The following is a 19420-nucleotide window of genomic DNA, read 5'->3' as shown; positions in this document are numbered from 1 at the left end:
CTACGATGTCGGCCAATCTCTACGATGTCCTCTTCCCCGCCTCGCTCCCCGGCACGGCGACCGCATTGACCATCGGCGAAAGCGATGTCTGGACCCGCGCGCGGCTCGCCGACACCGCCGGGCGCATCGCAGCGGTGCTGCGCGCGGCCGGGGTCGTCCCAGGCGACCGGGTGGCCGCGCAGGTGGAGAAGAGCGGCGCGGCGGTGGCGCTCTATCTCGCCTGCCTGAAGTCGGGGGCAATCTATCTGCCGCTCAACACGGCTTATACGCCGCATGAGATGGCGGCCTTCCTCGGTGATGCTGCGCCCACGGTGTTCGTCGGCCAGCCCCACGCCATGGCCGCGCTCGCGCCCCATCTGCCGATGGCGTGCGCGTGCTTCACGCTCGATGCGGCGGGCGGCGGCAGCCTGAGCGATGCGGCGGAGGCGCAATTTCCCCTGATCGAAAGCGTGCCGCGCGGGCGCGAGGATCTCGCCGCCATCCTCTACACCTCCGGCACAACGGGCCGCGCCAAGGGCGCCCTGATCACCCATGGCAATCTCATCCATGCCGCCGAAGCGCTCAATGCCCTATGGGGCATCACGGGCGACGACGTACTGCTGCATGCGCTGCCGGTGTTCCACGCCCACGGCCTGTTCATCGCCATCAATTGCGCGCTCGCCGCCGGCGCGCCCATGTGGTTCCTGCCGAAATTCGCCGTCGACCCGGTGATCGACCTTTTGCCGCGCGCCACTCTCTTCATGGGCGTGCCGACGCTCTACACGCGCCTGCTGGCCGATCCCCGGCTGACGCGCGATCTCTGCGGGCACATGCGCCTGTTCACCAGCGGCTCGGCGCCGCTCTCGGGCGCCACCTTCGATGCGTTCCGCGACCGCACCGGCCACGCCATTCTGGAGCGCTACGGCACCACGGAAACCGCGATCATCTCCTCCAACCCGCTGATCGGCGACCGCATCCAGGGCACGGTCGGCTATGCCATGCCGGGCGTGGAGGTGCGCATCTTCGGCGAGGCGGGCGAAGAGATACCCCGCGGCGAAGTGGGCGAAGTGGTGCTGCGGGGCCCCAACGTGTTCGCCGGCTATTGGCGCTTGCCCGAGGAGAGCACCGAGGCCTTCACCGCGGACGGCTTCTTCCGCACCGGCGATCTCGCGCGCATGGACGAAGACGGCCGCATCACCATCGTCGGGCGGTCGAAGGACCTCATCATCTCCGGCGGTTACAATGTCTATCCGCGCGAGGTGGAAGCCGCCCTCGCCCGGCTCGACGGGGTGGCGGATTGCGCGGTCATCGGCGTGCCCCATCCCGATTTTGGCGAGGGGGTGATCGCCATCGTGGAGCGCAAGCCCGGCCTCCCGGCGCCGGAGCCGGCGGTGCTGTTGGCGGGCCTCTCCGCCGATCTCGCGCGCTACAAATTGCCGAAGCACGTCATCGTGCAGGACGCCCTGCCGCGCAACGCCATGGGCAAGGTGCAGAAGACCGAGCTGCGCCGGATCCATGCCGAGATCTTCCGCGACGGCGACGACGCAGGCTGATCCTGTTCGTTCTGCGCCCGGCCTGACCGGTCCCTCACGCGTGCTTTTTTGTCATGGCGGGGCTCGTCCTGGCCGGGCTCGTCCCGGCCATCCACGCCGGCCCGACCGCGCGGACCTTGAAAAGCCGGCGCCAGCGGCACCGCGTGGATGCACGGGACAAGCCCGTGCATGACGGCGCTGTGATGGAATCGCCCCGGACCAGGAATGGCGATGGCGCTCGCGCTTTCGTCCAGACGCCGCGCTCTACCCCTCGCTGGCGTAGCGGCGGATGAGATGGGCCTTGAAGACCGCGGCATCCAGCGGCCGGCCGGTGGCGCGGGTGAGCAGCTCGTCGGTCTCGTAGAGCGAGCCCTGGCTGTGGATGTTCGCCCGCAGCCACGCCACCAGAGGGGCGAAATCGCCTGTGCCGATGCCCGGCAGAATATCCCCGTCGGACTTGCAGGCAGCGTCGAACACCTGCGCCGCCGTCATGGCGCCGAGCGTATAGGTGGGGAAATAACCCCAGCCGCCGCTCGGCCAATGGATATCCTGCAGGCAGCCCAGGCGATCATCCGGCGGGGTCACGCCAAGCAGCTCCTGCATGCCCGCGTTCCAGGCGGCGGGCAATTCGGACAAGGGCATGGTGTCGGCGATCAGCGCCTTTTCCAGGCGATAGCGCAGGATGACATGGGCGGGATAGGTGACCTCGTCCGCATCGACGCGGATGAAGCCGCGCTCGACCCGGGTATAGCGCCGCCACAGCGCATCCGCCTCCCAGCCCGGCCCGCTGCCGCCGAAGGTCTCGCGCATGATCGGGGCGGCATAGCGGATGAATTCGCGCGAGCGGCAGGCCTGCATCTCCATCAGCAGCGACTGGCTCTCGTGCACGCTCATGCCGCGCGCCATGGACACCGGTTGGGAGAGATAGGCCTGCGGGCGGCCCTGCTCGTAGAGCGCATGGCCGGTCTCGTGCATCACGCCCATGAGGGCGCTCGTGAAATCGGCCTCGTTGTAGCGGGTGGTGATGCGCACGTCATTGTCGGCGCCGCCACAGAAGGGATGGGTAGAGACATCGAGCCGGCCGCGCTCGAAATCGAATCCCACCACGCCCATCATGCGGATGCCCAGCGCGCGCTGCGCCTCCACCGCGAACGGCCCTTCCAGCATGCGGTCGGCGGGCCGGCGGGCCTGGATCGCCAGCACATCCTCGGTGAAGCCGGGCAGGAAGTCGGCGAGATCGTCGAACAGGGCGTCGATGCGCGCGGAATGGCCGCCGGGCTCGTAATCATTCAGCAACGCGTCATAGGCGGACAGGCCGAGCTTTTCGCCCTTGGCGCGGCCGATCTCGCGCTGGAGCTTCAGCACTTCGGAGAGATAGGGCAGAAGCGCCTTGAAATCGGCATCCGCGCGCGCCTGGCGCCAGGCCATCTCGCAGGCCGAGATCGCCTTGCTGGAGGCTTCCACCAGATCCGGCGGCAGCGCGGTTTCCACGGTCCAGATGCGGCGGATCTCCCGCAGGTTCGCCCGCTCCCAGGCGCCGAGGGCGTTGTCTTCCTCGGCGCCATCGAGCCAGTCGCCGATGCGCGCGTCGGTCACCATGCCGTGGCGCAGCACCTGCAGCAGCGCCATGCTCTCGGCGCGGGTGGCCGAGGCGCCCTTCGGCATCATGGCCGAGGTGTCCCATTGCAGGATGCCGACGGCGTTGGACAAGGCGGAGATGCGATCGAAATGGGCGGAGAGATCGGAATAGGCGGTCATCACGGTTTCCTCGGCCGCGCACGTCCGCGCGCGCCGCACCGTGATAGCCGAGTTTTGCGCCGATCTCGACCGGGACCGTGCCGCGCCTCCCGCCTTGCGGCGCCGGAGCGCCGACGCCATCTGAACGGCGTCGAACCGAGCCTCGCCATGAATGCCCATTCCAATGCCCATTCCAATGCCCATTCCGATTCCAAGCCCGGTGCCGCAGCGGACGAAGGCGCGCTCGCCTATCGCGCCGCCATGCGCAAACTCACCGGCGCCGCGAGCATCCTTACCGTCGGCGAGGGGGAGAGCCGGAACGGCCTCACCACCACCTCCGTCTCCTCGCTCAGCGTGGATCCGCCGACCCTGATCGTGTGCGTGAACAAGGCCGCCTCGGCGCGGTCCGAACTCCTCCGCCGGGGCTGCTTCGCCATCAATGTCCTGCGCCCACACCACCAGTTCCTCGCCGAGCAATTCGCCGGCAAGGGCGGCGTGAAGGGGGCCGCACGCTATGAGGGGGCGAGCTGGACCCGGCTTGCGACCGGCGCCCCGGTGCTGGCGGATGCCCTCGCCGCGTTCGATTGCGAGCTGGAGGACGCGATCGAGCGCCATTCCCATCTGATCCTGCTCGGCCGGGTGATGCGCGCCCGCGTCACGGAGGACGCTGCCCCGCTCGCCTATTGGGCCGGCGACTACCGCACCCTCGCCCTGTGAGCGTCCCGCTTGAGGAGGCGCTGCGGATTGATTTTTTCATTGCCCTTGTGTTTTCCCGACAAGGGTCTATATTCAGCTCGTCGATAGACAGCCAGATGACTTGGCTTTGCGCCGATTAAATTCCGCGCCGAACTAAAACTCTTCTTGCCTGAAAATGCGATTTCGACAGCACGCGACCTTTGGCGCGGGCCAGCAACACTATGTTTATGAAGAGGGATTCCCATGTCTACGGGAACCGTGAAGTGGTTTAACGCTCAAAAGGGCTTCGGATTCATCGCGCCCGACGATGGCGGCAGCGATGCCTTCGTGCATATCAGCGCCGTCGAGCGCTCGGGTCTCGGCGACCTTCAGGAAGGCCAGAAGGTCGGCTTCGAGCTCGTCCCCGACCGCAAGAGCGGCAAGATGTCCGCCGACAAGCTCACCATTCTGGACTGATTGCAGCGTGGCCTGGCGCGGTTCTGCCCGCCGGCCGACGTTTCGCGGATGAGAAGACGCCGACCACGGATGTACTGGCGGCTCTTCGTTTCTTCCGCGACCGCATGATGCCTGAAAAGGCGCTCCGCGCCTGAGGGCCCCGCACCTTATCCAAGGTCGCGGGGCTTTTTTTTTGCTCCGACACGCGTATTGAAAACGCAGGAGACCCCCATGGCCAAGTCCCAGAAACGCAGCAGCCGGGAAGTCCGCAAGCCCAAGGCCGTGAAAGTCGCCGCCCCGGCCGCGACCGGCAGCCTGATGACGAAGGGCCTGCTGACCCCCGTCACCATGCCGAAGAAAAAGGGCTGACGCCGCTCCGTGTTGACGGCCGGCTCGCCGGCGACGTCACGCCGCCGGCGTCACCTCGAACAAGCAGAAATCGTGCCCCTCGGCGGCGCACTGCACCTCGCGGGATGCGAGCGTGCGGGGCGCGCCCTGCTGTTCGCACACGAATTCCAACGCGCCGGCCAGCCAGGGCGCGAACATGTAGCAGAGCTTGCGCCCCGCCCCACGCGTCGCGTCCGTGACGAACGAGGAATGGTCGAGCCGGATGGTCGCCGTGCCCGCCTTCGGATCGATGGCGAGGATGGAGAACTGCCCCCATCCGCGCTGCGAGAGGCGCTTCATGTAGTGGGCGAACACGTCCACCCCTTCCAGGCCGTAGACCTCGCTCTGCTTCTTGCACCACACATAGGCCGAGGTGTGCCCGGCCGGCGCCAGCGCCGCATCGAACGCCTCCGCCCCCAGCGCCGCTTCGATGGCGAAGTGGTTGTTGTTGTAGAAATGCTGGGGCACCAGGATCATGGGCATCTGGTCCACGAACCAGCGCCCGGTGTCCGCGTCCACCTCGATGTCGATTTCCGGCTTGGCCATTTCTCGTCTCTTGTCTCGTCTCGTTCAGCGCGCGGTGAAAGGGCGGCGCGCGGGGCTTAACTGCCCCACACGTCCTTCAGCAATTGCAGCCAGTTGCCGCCCATCACCTTCTCGATGCGCGACGCCGGCCAGCCGCGCTGCTCCATGGCGGCGGTGAGGTTGGGGAAATCGCCGATCTCGCGGAAGCCTTCCGGGTTGATCACCGCGCCGAAGTCGGTGAGCTTGCGGCCGAAGCCCTTGTCGTGGGTGATCCAGTCGAAGAATGGCTTGCCGAAGCCCTGGGTGAAATCGGTGCCCACGCCGACGATGTCCTCGCCGACGATGTTGATCACATATTCCATTGCCTCGACATAATCGCCCACGTTCGCCTCCGGCCCCTTCTTCAGGAAGGGCGGGAACATGGTGACGCCGACAAAGCCGCCCTTGTCCGCGATGAAGCGCAATTGCGCGTCGCTCTTGTTGCGCTTGTGCTCCTTGAGGCCGGACGGCAGGCAATGGGAATAGGCGACGCGCTGCTTGGACGCGAGGATCACGTCCTCCGAGGTCTTCGGACCCACATGGGAGAGATCGCAGAGAATGCCGAGCCGGTTCATCTCCGCCACCACGTCGTGGCCGAAGTCGGACAGGCCGCTGTCGGTGCCCTCATAGCAGCCGGAGCCCACCCAGTTCTGCGTATTGTACGTCATCTGGATGATGCGCACGCCCAATTCGTGGAACAGCTCCAGATATTCGATATGGTCCTCGATGCCGGAGGTGTTCTGCCAGCCGAGGATGATGCCGGTCTTGTTCTCCGCCTTGGCGCGCAGGATATCGCCCGTGGTGTAGACCTGGCTGATGATGTCGGCGTTCGCGCGAAGGTTTTCCTTCCATTTCGCGATGTTGCGCATGGTTTCCGTGAAGTTTTCCCACACGCAGCAGGTGCAGTTGGCGGCCGTGAGCCCGCCCTTGCGCATATCCTCGAACACCGGCCGGCTGAAATCGGAGATGATGAGCCCGTCGATGACGACGAGCGAGTCATGAAGCTTGGACACGTTCTTGTTCCTTATGCACGAAATTTGTGAAAGACGCGGCGCCTAGAGCGGCACCAGGACGCCCGCTTCGGGGCGCCAGGACATCTGAACCTTCTCTCCGGCCGCGAGCGGCGCGGGGCCGCCCACCGCGGGCGAGGGACGGCGGGCGATCACGGTCAGGCCGCTCGCGGTCTTCAGCCGGTAGTCGATGACGAGGCCGCGATAGGTGGCAAGGTCGACCTGCGCGAACAGGGCATTGGGCGCGAGCGGATCGCCGGCGTTGAGGCTCACGCTTTCCGGCCGCACGGCGATGGCGAAATCGCCGCTGGCCGGGCTCGCGGCGGGCACCGCCACCACCTCGCCGCTGGCGAGGCGGAACCGGTCGGTTCCTTCCGGCCGGCCCTGGAGCAGATTAGTCACGCCCATGAATTCGGCGACGAAATGCGAACGGGGATGGGCGAACACCTCATCCGGCGTGCCCTGCTGCTCGATGCGGCCCGCCCGCATCACCACCACCCGGTCGGCCACCGAGAGCGCCTCGTCCTGGTCGTGGGTGACGAAGATGGTGGTGATGCCGAGCGAATGCTGGATCTCGCGGATCTCCAGCTTCATGTCGTTGCGCAATTGCGCGTCGAGATTGGAGAGCGGCTCGTCCAGCAGCAGCACGTCCGGCTCGATCACCAGGGCGCGGGCCAGCGCCACGCGCTGCTGCTGGCCGCCGGACAATTGCTTGGGCAGGCGCTCGGAAAGATGGCCGAGGCGCACGCGGTCCAGCGCCACCTTCACCTTGGCGGCAATGTCGGCCTTCGGCAGCTTGCGCATCTCCAGCCCGAAGGCGACGTTCTGCGCCACGCTCATGTGCGGGAACAAGGCATAGTTCTGGAACCCGAACCCCATGTTGCGCTTGGCCGGCGGCAAACGGGTGAGATCGCGCCCGCCCACCGTGATGCGCCCTTCGCTCACCGGCACGAAGCCCGCGATCATGCGCAGGATCGTCGTCTTGCCGCAGCCCGAGGGGCCGAGCAGGGCCACCAGCTCGCCCTGGCGGATGGTCAGCGAGACATTGTCCACGGCGAGCATGGTCTCGTAGCGCTTGACGATGGACTGAAGGACGACGTCGGACATGGCTCACCCGTTTCCCATGGCCGGCCCCTAGAAGGCGCGGGCCAAGCGTGCGTAGCGGTCGCTGACCAGCAGCAGCGCGCCGATGATGAGGATCTGCACCGCGGCGACCGCGGCGACCGTGGAATCGAGATTCCATTCCAGATAGGAGACCAGCGCGATCTGCAGCGTCGTGCGGCCCGGCCCGACGAGGAAGATCGACTTCTCCAGATCAATGAAGGAAATCACGAAGGAGAACAGCGCCGCCGCCACCAGCGCCGGCTTGATGAGCGGCAGCGTCACGCGGAAGAACACGGTGAGCGGTCCCGCGCCGAGGGAGGCCGCCGCCTCCTCGAACGAGCGGTTGGTGCCGGCGAGCGAGGCCGTCACCAGCCGCACCGTCCAGGGCAGAGCGATCAGCCCGTGGGCCACCAGCAGCCCCGGCATGGTGCCGGCGATTTCCACGTCGAACAGCACTTCCAGCTCGATGAAGGCCATGAACAAGGCCGCGCCGCCGACGATGCCCGGCACGATCATGGGTGCGAGCAGCAGGGTCTGGATCGCGTCCCGCCCCGGAAAGCGGTAGCGCACCAAGGCAAGGCTCGCCGGCACGCCGAGCGCGAGCGAGATGACCACGGCGCACAGCGCGGTTTCCACGCTGGTGATGAAGCCGTCGCGGAAGGCATCCTGCGCCCAGGCGCGAGCATACCAGGAGAGCGTGTAGCCGGTGGGCGGGAAGGAGAGGATCTTGTTGGCGAAGAAGCTCACCCACACAATCGCCACCAGCGGCAGCACCACGAAGGCCAGCACCAGCGCGGAGAGCGCGCCATAGATGCGGTTGACGGCGATCGGTCCCATGTCGCGTGTCTCCGCTCACTCGCTCCAGCGGCGATAATGCCGCTGCACCAGCATGTTGGCTGTGGTGGTCAGCACCAGCGTCACGGCCATGAGCACGAACGCGAGCGCCGCGCCGAACGGCCAGTTCATGGCTTTCGCCACCTGCTGATAGACGGTGGGCGCCATCATGTGAAAGCTCGGCCCGCCGATCAGCACCGGCGTCGCATAAGCGTTCATGGAAAGGATGAAGCACAGCATGGTGCCCGCCAGCAGCCCCGGCAAGGCGAGCGGAAGCACCACCCGCTTGAGGATCGTCAGATGACCCGCACCGAGACTGGCGGCCGCGGATTCCAGATTTTCGTCGATGCCTTCCAGCACGCTCTGCAAGGTCACGATCATGAACGGCAGCATCACCGAGACCAGGCCGATAATGACCGCCAGCGGCGTATACATCAGCTTCACCGGCGCAAGGCCGAGCGTGCCGATGGCGGCATTGAACATGCCCTTGTCGCCGAGGATCACCATCCAGGCCGCCGTGCGCACCGCATTGCCCATGAGCAACGGCAGGATGATGAGCAGCAGCAGCCGCCCCTTCCACTTCGCGCTGGCCTGCCGCACCAGGAAATAGGCGACGGGAAAGCCGGCCAGCAGGCACAGCAAAGTGGAGACGCCGGAGACCCAGAGCGTCGTGAAAAGCACATCCTGATAGAAGCTGTCGGCAAAGAATTTCTGGTAGTTCGCCAGCGTCAGCGCCTCCACCATCATCTGCCCCGGCACGAAGCGGTTCAGGCTGTAGCGGAACATGAGGGCGAGCGGGCCGAGCAGGGCCAGCACGACGAACAGCGTCGCAGGCGCCGCCAGCCCGAAGGCGGGCGAGCGGCGCCTGACTTCCCGCGCGGGGGGCGCGGGAAGGGGCACGGTCGCGGTGGAGGAAGTCATCGCGGCCTCGTTCAGCTCGCGATATTCTTGTTCCACCATTCGAGCCATTCCGCCGTATTCTTCGCCACATGCTGATAATCGGGAAATTTCAGGGCGGCGGCCTCAGCCGCGGTGAAATCCACCTTCGCCTTCAGCTCGGGCGATAGCTCCGCCTTGCCGTTGGCGGGCGCATAGAAACTGGCGCCGGCAAGACCCGCCATGGCCTTGCGATCCAGCATGGCGTTGAAATAGATCATCGCGAGATCCGGGCTCGGCGCGCGCGTCGGCAAAGAGGCGCCGAACATGACGGCGATCGCGCCCTCGGAGGGATATTGGATCGCGAGCGGGGCACCGTCATTGGCCCATTGCAGGCCGCGCGCCTTGTAGTTCACCGCGATATCCACCTCGCCATTGACGAGGCCGGCGCCGAGCTGCTGGTGGGCGGCATAGATCCGCGGCTGGGTCAGCGCCTTCAACTCCATGAGGCGCTTCTTGCCCTCTTCGGTGTTGGTGACGTTGCCGCCTTTGATCAGCCCGGCCATCATGATGTAGTTGAAATAAAGCTGGTTGGTGAGGCCGAGCTTTCCGGCCCATTTCTTGTCCCACAGCTCTTCGTAGGACTTCGGCGGGTTCGGCACCTTGTCCTTGTTGTAGATGATCGAGACGCCGCTATAGAGCCACGGCACGAAATACGGCTTGGACTTCAGCGCCGGCACCACGTCCGCATAATTCGGCACCTTGGCGAAGTCGATGTTCGAAATCACCTCCTGGCCGAACAATTCGACGCTGTCGCCCTCGTTGATATGGATGACGTCGATGCTGCCGCGCTTGAGGCGCTTTTCGGCGATCAGCTTCGCCTTGCGCTCCGGCTCCATGCCGAGATCGCGGACGATCTTGATGCCCTGGCTTTCCACCAAAGGCGCCTCGACGAACTTGATGGTGCGCTCGTTCCAGTCGCCGCCCCAATTGGAGACGACCAGCGTGCCCTCCGCCGCCCGCACGATGCGCGGGGCGGCGAGGGCGAACGCCCCGGCGCCGAGTCCGGTAAGGACGGCACGGCGCGAGGGCGAGCCGAGCAAGGTTTCGAAAGTTTTCGTCATGTCCGCCTCTGGATTTTTATTGGGGAGCGGGAGTGCGAATACGAATCAGGCGGCCGCGCGGGTGCCGACTTCGTCGAGATAGGCGACGCAGCGCGAAAGCGGCTCCACATCGGCGAACTTGGCGTCGATGTCGAACAGGTTCCACGCCACCGCGCCGGGCACACGGTCGCCGATGCATTCCTTCACCGCGATGGTGCGGAAGCCTTCCGCGAGGCCGTCGCACAGCGTGGTGCGCACGCAGGCCGACGCGGTGACGCCGGTGACCAGGATGGTGTCCACATTGTTGGCGCGCAGGAAGCCCGCCAGATAGGTGCCGTGGAACGCGGAGGCGCGCTTCTTGATCAGCACCTGCTCGCCCGGCACCGGCTCGATGCGGCTGTCGATGGCCCACAGTTCGGGCTTGGCCTGGTCCACCACCTCGATGGGGATCTTCTTGTGCCACAGGCCCATGTCGGTGGCGTCGCTGTGGGTGTCGGTCACCTGGTAGCAGGTGGTGACGTGGACCACCGGGTGGCCGTTGCGGCGGCATGCGGCGAGCAGCGCCTGAACGCCGGGGATGATCTCCTCGTCGATCTTCTCGCAGGTAAAGGGGTTGCCGGGGCGGGTCCAGGCATTGGCGAGGTCCACATTGATCAGCGCCGGGCGCCGCCCGAAGCCGACGCGGCGCTGGAAGCCGCGACCCTGGTAAAGGGATGTCGCCTGGTTGAAGGCAGCCGCAAGGGCTGCTTCGAGATCGCTCTCGATAGCCATGTCTGTGTTTCCTGCTGTCGGGCGCCCCTCTTTGCGGGCGGCTGATGACAGGTTGCGCACAGGGTTTGGAAATGAGAAATTCTTATTTCGGCCCTTTTAATACCGACCTTGGTATGAATTGCCCATGCGCTTCGATCTCCGCCACCTGCGCTGCTTCCTGCTCCTGGCGGAAGAACTGCATTTCAGCCGCGCCGCGAAGCGGGCTCACATGACCCAGCCGGGCATGAGCCGTCTCATCGGCGAACTGGAGCAGGACGTGGGCGTGCCGCTGCTGCGGCGCACCACCCGGACGGTGGAACTGACCGAGGCCGGCAAGGCCTTCCTTATCGAAGTGCGGCTTTCGCTGGAGCGGCTGGAACGCGCGGTATCGGTCGCCCGCCGCACCGCGAGCGGGGAAACCGGCGTGCTGCGCATCGGCTACATGGATTTTGCCATCAACGGCCGCTTGCCGGAATTCCTGCGCGCCTTCAGCCGCTTCCGGCCGGAGATCCGGCTCGAGCTCTCCTTCTACGCCACCATGAAGCAGCAGGAAGCCCTGCTCGCTGATCGCATCGACATCGGCTTCATGATCGGCCCGTTCGATCAGCCGCGCATGGCGAGCTACACGTTCGACGATAATCGGTACGTGGCGCTCCTGCCGACCACCCACCCGCTCTCGAACGTGCGCGCGCTGCGGCTTTCGGATCTGGCGCGCGAACCGTTCGTGCTCGGCTCCGGCGACAATTGGGGGGCCTATCGCGCCAGCCTGTTCTCGCTCTGCCACCGCGCCGGCTTCACCCCGAACATCGTGCAGGAAGCCTCGTCCTCGGAAGGCATTTTCGGCCTGGTGGCGGCGGGCGCTGGGGTCAGCGTCTATGCCAGCTGCGTGCGCAACGTGCAACGCCGCGGCATCGTCATCCGCGATCTCGACGACATACCGGAGAAGCTCTACACCTGCGCGGTGTGGGCCACCCCGGTGCAATCGCCCAGTGTCGAGGTCTTTACCGAATTCCTCTCCACCATATGGGGCGGAAACTGACCGACATCTTTGATCGCGCATGAGAGCACTGTGCGGAGCGGCCTTGTCTTCTTGCGCGAAATGAAGGATGAACCCGGCCCTGACGGCCCACACGCGGCCAAGCAGCAGGCAGGCACCCCATGCCCTTGACCCCCGACGACGTGCTGGACTTCCTCGCGCGCAACCAGATCGACGCCCGCACCTTCGACCATCCCCCGGTCCACACGGTGGCGGAATCCCAGGCGCTGCGCGGCGATATTCCCGGCGCCCATACCAAGAATCTGTTCCTGCGCGACGGCAAGAAGAGCTATTTCCTGGTCTCCATCGAGGAGAACACGCCCGTGGACCTGAAGGGCCTGCGTGCCAAGATCGGCGCGCGCGGCGGGCTGTCCTTCGGCTCGGCGGAGGCGCTGTATGAGCACCTCGGCGTGCTGCCCGGCGCGGTCTCGCTGCTGGCCGCGCTGAACGACACGCAAGGCCAGGTGACGGTGGCGCTCGACGAGGCGCTGCTGGCCGCGCCGTTCGTCAATTGCCATCCCCTCACCAATGAGAAGACCACCTCCCTCACCCCCGAGCGCCTGCTCGCCTTCTTGGCGCTGACCGGGCATGAGCCGCTGCGCATCTCCATGACGGCGGAATCCATCGAGGGGTAGGGTTTACTCGAACACGCGGCGGTCGGCATTCTCGCCGGTGCCGCGTGCGGAAGCCGGCGGCGCTCCCTCCCTCGCCGCCGCCGCCTTCGCGGCCTTGCGGAACGCCGCCGGCGTGGCACCGAACCGCGCCTTGAAGGCACGGCCGAAATGCGAGCCGTCGGCAAAGCCCAGCTCGGCCGCGATCTGCCCGGCCGAGAAGCGCGTGTTGGCCAGCATCCAGCGGCCATGCTTGAGGCGGAGCGCCAGATAGCTCTCCTGCGGCGTCTCGCCCAGCCGCTCGGCGAACAACCGTTCCAGCTGGCGCACGCTCACATGCAGCGCCGCGGCAAGCGCCGAGACCGGCAGCGGCTCGGCAAGATTTTGCTCCATCAGCAGCAGCGCCCGCGAGACCCGCGCATCATCGCTCGCGCCGTCCGAAAGGCGCGGTGCCGGCTGGGCGCTTTCCGCCGAGCGGGGGCGGTCGATCAACAGGATGTTCAGCGCCTTCTGCGCGGTCGCCGGGCCGAGATGGTCAGCCACCAGCTTCGCCGCCAGATCCGCCACCCCCGCCCCGCCGGAACAGGTGATGCGGTCGCGGTCGATCACGAACAGGCGATCCGCCACCGGCACAAGCGCCGGAAACTCCTCCAGGAAGTCGCGATAATGGTACCAGCTCACGCAGCATTTGCGCTGGGTCATCAGGCCGAGCCGGCACAACACGAACGAGCCCGTGCACACGCCGATGAGCGTCACCCCGGCTTTCGCGGCCGCCTCCAGATAGCGCGCGATGGCGGGGGCCAGCGGCGGCATGCCGTGCAGCAAGCCGCCGACCACGACGATGTAGTCGAAGCCCGCCGGATCCAGCAGCTCCGCGGTCGGCTGGATCTCGATGCCGCACGAGGACCGCGCCGGCCGGCGATTCGGGCTCATCAGATGCCAAGAGCAATCAATCGGGCGCGAGCGGTCGCCCTTGTCGCCGGCGAGGCGCAGCATGTCCACGAAGCTGGAGAAGGCGGTGAGGGTGAAATTGTGCATCAGCACGAACCCCACCCGCAGCTTCGCCGCCGGCATCGCGGGACGACGGGCGACGGCGGAATCGCCGCCCCGCGCGCGAGGCGCTGTCGCCATGGACATCACACAGCCCGCGCGGCTTGCGGGCGCGAACGCGCCCCGCAAGTGGCACGGCGAGGAAGATGCGCGGGTTGGTCGCTTGCATGTCGCATTTGTTCCAGATGCTAGTCGTACCCGGCCGAGATGCAAGATGCGCGTTCGGGCAAGGTCGAACCTGCCGGCAAGAGACCGGCCGAAACGCCACCAGGGAGGGCGGACAAGCAATGATCAGCGTATTCGACCTCTTCAAGATCGGCATCGGCCCGTCCTCCTCCCATACGGTCGGCCCCATGGTCGCGGCCCGGCGGTTTCGCGGCGCGCTGCCGGCGGAGACTCAGCGGATCACGGCGGAAGTGTTCGGTTCGCTGGCCTGGACCGGCAAGGGCCATGCCTCCGATCGCGCGATCTGCCTCGGCCTCATGGGCGCGGTGCCCGCCGCCCTGGATCCGGACGACGTGCCGGCCCTGGTGGCCCGCCTCGCCATCGAGAAGGCGATTTCCACCGATGCCGGCCGGCGCGTCGCGTTCGATCCCGACACCGACCTGATTTTCGATTTCGAAACGCTCTTGCCCCTGCATTCCAACGCCATGCGCTTTCGCGCCTTCGATGCGGAAGGCGCAGTGGTGAAGGAAACGGTGTTTTATTCCATCGGTGGCGGCTTCGTCGTCGAGGAAGGCGAGACCCTCGCGGCGGACGAGAATCCCATTCCGTTTCCGTTCGACAGCGCGGTGGACCTGCTGACCGCCTGCGCGCGCGGCGGCCTCTCCATGGCCGAAGTGCAGATGGCGAACGAATGCGCGTGGCGTCCGCGCGCCGAGGTGGAGGCGGGCCTCGACGCCATCGCTGACGCCATGTTCGCCTGCATCGATCGGGGCTTGAGCGTCGAGGGCAGCTTGCCCGGGCGCCTGCGCGTAAAGCGCCGCGCCAAGGCAATCCGCGAGAAGCTGGAAGCCGACCATTTGCGCAACCATCGCCCGCCGCATGAAATCATGGATTGGGTGTCGGTGTTCGCCATCGCGGTGAACGAGGAGAACGCCGCCGGCGGCCGCGTGGTGACGGCCCCCACCAATGGCGCGGCCGGCATCGTGCCGGCGGTGCTGCGCTATGCCCGCGATTTCTGCCCCGGCGTGACGCGCGCGCATCTGCGCGCCTTCCTGCTGACGGCGGCGGCGGTGGGCGCGCTGATCAAACGCAACGCCTCCATCTCCGGCGCCGAGGTGGGCTGCCAGGGCGAGGTGGGCTCGGCCGCCTCCATGGCCGCGGCCGGGCTTGCCTGCGTGCTCGGCGCCACCCCGGAGCAGATCGAGAACGCCGCCGAGATCGCCATGGAGCACCATCTCGGCATGACCTGCGACCCCATCGGCGGGCTGGTGCAGATCCCTTGCATCGAGCGCAACGCCTTCGGCGCCAACAAGGCCATTGCCGCCGCCTCGCTGGCGCTGCGGGGCGACGGAATCCACCACGTCTCGCTTGATCAGGTGATCGAAACCATGCGCCAGACCGGCGCCGACATGCAGTCCAAATACAAGGAGACCTCCCAGGGAGGCCTCGCGGTGAACGTCCCCGAATGCTGAGGCGCCGCCCCGCCTGAGGGGCGCCCGCCCGCGCTGAAGAACGGCCCGGCTCCGCCGCGCGCCGAACGGTTTCTCATTGCCCGCGTCCAGAGGAAGAACCAGATGAACATCCAGGTGAAAACCGCCGCCGCCCCGTTCGCCGACACCGCCGTGTTCGATGCCATCGGCGCCGAGCTGCGGCGCCAGCAGGACCAAATCGAGCTGATCGCCTCCGAGAACATCGTGTCCCCGGCCGTGCTTGCGGCGCAGGGCTCGGTGCTGACCAACAAGTACGCCGAGGGCCTGCCCGGCAAGCGCTATTATGGCGGCTGCGAGCATGTGGACGTGGTGGAGGAAATCGCCATAGACCGCGCCAAGGCGCTGTTCGGCTGCGGGTTCGCGAATGTGCAGCCGCATTCCGGTGCGCAGGCTAACGGCGCCGTGATGATGGCCCTGCTGCAGCCGGGCGACACCATACTCGGCATGTCGCTCGCGGCCGGCGGCCATCTCACCCACGGCGCGCCGCCGACGCTTTCCGGCAAATGGTTCAAGGCCATCGGCTATGGCGTGAAGGCGGACACGGCGCTGATCGATTATGACGAGGTCGAGCGCCTCGCCCTGGAGCATCGCCCCAAGCTCATCATCGCCGGCGGCTCCTCCTATCCCCGCATCATTGATTTCCCGCGCTTCCGCGCCATCGCGGACGCCATCGGCGCGCACCTGCTGGTGGACGCGGCCCATTATGCCGGCCTGATCGTGGCGGGCGCCTATCCCTCCCCCTTCCCGCACGCCCATATCGTCACCACCACCACCCACAAGACCCTGCGCGGCCCGCGCGGCGGCATGATTCTGACCAATGACGAGGCGCTGGCGAAGAAGCTGAATTCGGCGGTCTTCCCCGGGCTCCAGGGGGGCCCGCTGATGCATGTGATCGCCGCCAAGGCGGTGGCGTTCGGCGAGGCGCTGGAGGAGGATTTCCGAACCTATGCGCTCCAGGTGGTCTCGAATGCGCGGGCGCTGGCGGCGCGCCTCTCCGCGCGCGGCGCGGCGATCGTCTCGGGCGGCACCGACAGCCATATGGTGCTCGTCGACCTGCGGCCCTTCAACGTCACCGGCAAGGCGGCGGAAGCGGCGCTGGAGCGGGCCGGGCTGACCTGCAACAAGAACGGCATTCCGTTCGATCCGCAGAAGCCCGCCATCACCTCCGGCATCCGCCTCGGCACCCCGGCGGGCACCACGCGCGGCTTCGGCATCGCAGAGTTCGAACGGGTGGGCGACCTGATCGCGGACGTGCTTCAGGGCCTGGCGCAGAGCGGGGAAGAAGCCAACAGCCTGACCGAGGCGCGGGTGCGCGGCGAAGTCGCGGCCCTTTGCGCGCAATTCCCCATCTATCCGGCGCTTTAAGCGCTGGGTTACGCGGCCGAAACCGGGCGCCGCTCACGCGGGGCGCGGCCCGACATAGATGGCGCGGGGCCGGATGAGCGACTGCGTCGTCCGCTGCTCCCGGGCGTGGGCGATCCAGCCCACGCACCGGCCGATGGCGAACAGAAGGAAAGCCGCGCCCTCCGGCAGGTTCAGCGCCCGCCGCACTGCGACCAGCGCGAAATCGACCGAGGGGTGGGTTCCGGTGAGATCGGCTACATGGGCCACGATCTCCCGCGCCTCCGGCACAAGCGGAAGCACCTGCGCAAGCAGCGCCTTGGCGCGCACATCGCCGTGGGGATAGAGCGGGTGGTGAAAGCCCGGAGCCGCTTCGCCGCTTTCCAGCCATCGGCGGATCTTGCCGGCCATATCTGCGCCCGACACGGAGTCCCAGAAACGCTCCACCCGCACCGTCATCGAGCCATGGCGCAAGCCCGAGAGCGCCGCCAGCCCGCCAATCACCGCCGCGCGCAAAGAAGCGCCGGTGGAGGCGACGCAGCGGGCGGTGAAGCCGGAGGCGTTCAGCTCATGATCGGCGCACAGAACCAGCGCCCGGCGGACGAGATCCGCACCGGCCGCATCGGTGCCGAACGCACGGGCCAGCTGAAGATGCACCGGCGCCGCCGCCGGCGGCCCGCGCAAAGCCACGGCGGTGAGATGGCGCAGCAGCGCCCCTGCGCCGCGCGCCTCGAGGCTCGGATCCTGCCGCCACGCAGCCGTGGCGTCATCATCGGTGGCGGCAGCGAACAGGGTCAGCAGCGTCTCATTGGCCGGTAGCGGCGCGAGCGAGGGCAGCAGCGCCCCGTAGGCGGGAGAAATCTCCGGCGCCTCGGCGGGAAAGGCGAGATCCAGCGGGACCTGCCAGAGCAGGCCCGCGATGTCTTCAAGCGTCGCCTGATCCGCAAGGTCCACCGCATCGTGCCCACGGAAATAAAGCCGCTCGCCCTCGATGAGCGTGAGCGCGGATTCCAGCACCGGCATGCCCCAATCGAGCGTCGATTGGGCAATCTCCTTGGGCCGGCGGCCGCGCCGCCGCTCCTTGGCAAGGCGGTCGACATCCTGCGCCAGGTATCGGCTCTGGCGCGGGTCCGCCCCGTCGAAGGCCTTCAGCAGGCCGCGGCTCACATAGGCATACAGGGTCTGCCGGGTGACGCCGAGCCGGCGGGCGGCCTCCTGCGCCCCAAGATAGCGATCCATAACAGCGCCAGATATTGATTGAGATTATCAATATTGACGATATGTGGTTCCGGTTCTCATGTGAAGCGCATCCGCACGACAGGAGCGCGCCATGCCCCCTCCCGCTTCCGCGGCAGAGCCCTTTTCCGACGCCCTGGCCGCCGCCTGGACCGCACTGGGCGGTGATCCGGCGCGGCTGGGATCGGTGCGGCAGACCGGCACGCAGAGCCTGCCCTCGGCCTTTGCGGTCAGCGATCTGGCGGCGGCGTCCGTCGCCGTGGCAGGCTTGGCGCTGGCGGAATACGCCGCCGATGGCGGCAGCATGCCGTTCCTGGAAGTGGACCGGCGTCTGGCGTCCCTGTGGTTCGCGACCTCGCTGGAGGCATCGGGCTGGAGCCCGTCGCCCGCATGGGATCCGGTGGCCGGAGACTATCCCACCACAGACGGCTGGATCCGCCTTCACACCAATGCACCGCATCACCGTGACGCGGCGCTCGCGGTGCTCGGCGTCGCGGCCGAGCGGGAGGCCGTCGCCAAGGCGGTCGCGCGATGGACCAGCGAGGCGCTGGAAACCGCCATCGTCGAACAGTGCGGCTGCGCCGCCATGATGCGCAGCCGAGCCGGATGGATGGCGCACCCACAGGGCCGCGCGGTTGCCGCCGAACCCCTGTTCTGGCAGGCGGAAGGCGCGGCAAGCACGCGGCCCGAAGGCCCGATCCGCAGCGCGCGCCCGCTTGCCGGGCTGAAGGTGCTGGACCTCACCCGCGTTCTCGCTGGCCCCACAGCCACCCGTTTCCTCGCCGGTCTTGGCGCCGACGTCTTGCGCATCGACCCGCCATTCTGGGACGAGGCCGCCGTGCTGCCGGACGTGACGCTCGGCAAGCGCTGCGCGCGGCTCGACCTGCGCGAGAGAGACGGGCGCGACCGGTCGACGGCTCTGCTCGCCGAAGCGGACGTGATGGTGCACGGCTATCGCGCGGATGCGCTGGAACGCCTCGGCTTCGGAGCGGCGGAGCGGCAGGCGATCCGTCCCGGCCTGGTGGATGTCTGCCTGAATGCCTATGGCTGGACCGGCCCTTGGGCACAGCGGCGCGGCTTCGACAGCCTGGTGCAGATGAGCTGCGGCATCGCCGAGGCCGGCATGCGGGCGTTCGGCACAGATCGGCCCAAGCCCTTGCCGGTGCAGGCGCTGGACCATGCAACGGGCTATCTGCTGGCGGGGGCTGTGCTGCGCGGCCTCACGCTGCGGCGGACGACGGGGCGCGGTTCGCTCTGGCGCAGTTCCCTCGCGCGGGTGGCGGAGTTGCTGGTCTCTCTACCGGCAGCGGCCCCGTCGGACCCGCTGGATGCGCCGCAGGCTGCGGACTATGCGCCGGACCTCGAGCAGACCGGATGGGGGCCGGCGCATCGCCTGTGTCCGCCGCTTCGTGTGCAAGGCTGCCCCCTATTCTGGGAGCGGCCGGCCGGCCCGCTGGGCACTGCGGCCGCGAGCTGGTAGCCGC

19 protein-coding genes are annotated in these 19420 nt (G+C 67.4%); 9 read left to right on the top strand and 10 right to left on the bottom strand.

The window, feature by feature from the left end; translation table 11 throughout:
- The first annotated feature begins 5 nt into the window (after window positions 1–5).
- Complete coding sequence (locus V5F78_RS00190) at window positions 6–1532, top strand: AMP-binding protein (protein WP_394069614.1); 1527 nt, start codon at window positions 6–8, stop codon at window positions 1530–1532.
- A 243-nt stretch (window positions 1533–1775) separates the two neighbouring features.
- On the opposite strand, the gene V5F78_RS00185 is transcribed toward V5F78_RS00190, so the two are convergent.
- Window positions 1776–3269 (bottom strand): carboxypeptidase M32, encoded by a 1494-nt coding sequence (locus tag V5F78_RS00185; protein ID WP_394069616.1) that lies wholly within the window; start codon window positions 3267–3269, stop codon window positions 1776–1778.
- Window positions 3270–3416: 147 nt separating this feature from the next.
- Here V5F78_RS00185 and V5F78_RS00180 point away from each other — a divergent pair, with 147 nt between their 5' ends.
- The 3 genes from V5F78_RS00180 (at window position 3417) to V5F78_RS00170 (ending at window position 4748) form a co-directional block, all read left to right on the top strand.
- Entirely contained in the window at window positions 3417–3965 is a 549-nt protein-coding gene (locus V5F78_RS00180; protein ID WP_394069618.1) for a flavin reductase family protein, read from the top strand.
- Between the two features lie 222 nt (window positions 3966–4187).
- Window positions 4188–4400 (top strand): cold-shock protein, encoded by a 213-nt coding sequence (locus V5F78_RS00175; RefSeq protein WP_348847587.1) that lies wholly within the window; start codon window positions 4188–4190, stop codon window positions 4398–4400.
- A 210-nt stretch (window positions 4401–4610) separates the two neighbouring features.
- Window positions 4611–4748: a hypothetical protein gene (locus V5F78_RS00170; protein ID WP_348847588.1), complete on the top strand. Its 138-nt coding sequence runs from the start codon at window positions 4611–4613 to the stop codon at window positions 4746–4748.
- A gap of 36 nt (window positions 4749–4784) precedes the next feature.
- Here V5F78_RS00170 and V5F78_RS00165 read toward each other — a convergent pair whose 3' ends face one another.
- Genes V5F78_RS00165 through V5F78_RS00135 form a run of 7 tightly spaced genes read right to left on the bottom strand, consistent with a single transcriptional unit; the run spans window position 4785 to window position 11028 of the window.
- Window positions 4785–5312 carry a DUF5943 domain-containing protein gene (locus V5F78_RS00165; RefSeq protein WP_394069620.1) on the bottom strand — a complete coding sequence of 176 codons (528 nt, stop codon included), beginning with the start codon at window positions 5310–5312 and terminating at the stop codon, window positions 4785–4787.
- 56 nt (window positions 5313–5368) lie between these two features.
- Complete coding sequence (locus V5F78_RS00160) at window positions 5369–6343, bottom strand: dipeptidase (RefSeq protein WP_394069622.1); 975 nt, start codon at window positions 6341–6343, stop codon at window positions 5369–5371.
- A 42-nt stretch (window positions 6344–6385) separates the two neighbouring features.
- Entirely contained in the window at window positions 6386–7447 is a 1062-nt protein-coding gene (locus V5F78_RS00155; protein WP_394069624.1) for an ABC transporter ATP-binding protein, read from the bottom strand.
- Window positions 7448–7474: 27 nt separating this feature from the next.
- A complete protein-coding gene (locus V5F78_RS00150) occupies window positions 7475–8281 on the bottom strand; it encodes an ABC transporter permease (RefSeq protein WP_394069626.1) in 807 nt (268 codons plus the stop codon).
- Window positions 8282–8296: 15 nt separating this feature from the next.
- Entirely contained in the window at window positions 8297–9238 is a 942-nt protein-coding gene (locus tag V5F78_RS00145; protein ID WP_394069628.1) for an ABC transporter permease, read from the bottom strand.
- A complete protein-coding gene (locus V5F78_RS00140) occupies window positions 9211–10278 on the bottom strand; it encodes an ABC transporter substrate-binding protein (RefSeq protein ID WP_394069630.1) in 1068 nt (355 codons plus the stop codon). Before V5F78_RS00140 ends, V5F78_RS00145 begins: the two co-directional genes overlap by 28 nt.
- A gap of 45 nt (window positions 10279–10323) precedes the next feature.
- Entirely contained in the window at window positions 10324–11028 is a 705-nt protein-coding gene (locus tag V5F78_RS00135) for an isochorismatase family protein (protein ID WP_394069632.1), read from the bottom strand.
- Window positions 11029–11152: 124 nt separating this feature from the next.
- On the opposite strand from V5F78_RS00135, the gene V5F78_RS00130 reads away from it, so the two are divergent.
- Together V5F78_RS00130 and V5F78_RS00125 are read left to right on the top strand one after the other, a co-directional pair.
- Window positions 11153–12046 (top strand): LysR family transcriptional regulator, encoded by an 894-nt coding sequence (locus V5F78_RS00130; RefSeq protein ID WP_394069634.1) that lies wholly within the window; start codon window positions 11153–11155, stop codon window positions 12044–12046.
- Window positions 12047–12165: 119 nt separating this feature from the next.
- Window positions 12166–12678: a prolyl-tRNA synthetase associated domain-containing protein gene (locus tag V5F78_RS00125; RefSeq protein WP_394069636.1), complete on the top strand. Its 513-nt coding sequence runs from the start codon at window positions 12166–12168 to the stop codon at window positions 12676–12678.
- 3 nt (window positions 12679–12681) lie between these two features.
- On the opposite strand, the gene V5F78_RS00120 is transcribed toward V5F78_RS00125, so the two are convergent.
- A complete protein-coding gene (locus tag V5F78_RS00120; RefSeq protein ID WP_394069638.1) occupies window positions 12682–13785 on the bottom strand; it encodes a GlxA family transcriptional regulator in 1104 nt (367 codons plus the stop codon).
- Window positions 13786–13991: 206 nt separating this feature from the next.
- Between V5F78_RS00120 and V5F78_RS00115 the strand changes: the two genes are divergently transcribed.
- The gene (locus V5F78_RS00115; protein ID WP_394069640.1) at window positions 13992–15341 is read left to right on the top strand and encodes an L-serine ammonia-lyase; all 1350 of its coding nucleotides are present in this window, start codon (window positions 13992–13994) and stop codon (window positions 15339–15341) included.
- Window positions 15342–15443: 102 nt separating this feature from the next.
- Window positions 15444–16724 (top strand): serine hydroxymethyltransferase, encoded by a 1281-nt coding sequence (glyA, locus tag V5F78_RS00110; protein WP_394069642.1) that lies wholly within the window; start codon window positions 15444–15446, stop codon window positions 16722–16724.
- A gap of 33 nt (window positions 16725–16757) precedes the next feature.
- Here glyA and V5F78_RS00105 read toward each other — a convergent pair whose 3' ends face one another.
- Entirely contained in the window at window positions 16758–17939 is a 1182-nt protein-coding gene (locus V5F78_RS00105) for a citrate/2-methylcitrate synthase (RefSeq protein WP_394069643.1), read from the bottom strand.
- A gap of 91 nt (window positions 17940–18030) precedes the next feature.
- Between V5F78_RS00105 and V5F78_RS00100 the strand changes: the two genes are divergently transcribed.
- Complete coding sequence (locus tag V5F78_RS00100; RefSeq protein ID WP_394069645.1) at window positions 18031–19416, top strand: CoA transferase; 1386 nt, start codon at window positions 18031–18033, stop codon at window positions 19414–19416.
- Window positions 19417–19420 lie beyond the last annotated feature (4 nt).

The organism is Roseixanthobacter glucoisosaccharinicivorans, from assembly GCF_043195095.2.
Taxonomy (GTDB): domain Bacteria; phylum Pseudomonadota; class Alphaproteobacteria; order Rhizobiales; family Xanthobacteraceae; genus NCEH01.
Note: the sequence above shows the minus strand (reverse complement) of the source record. Positions and strands in the feature narration are given on the sequence as shown.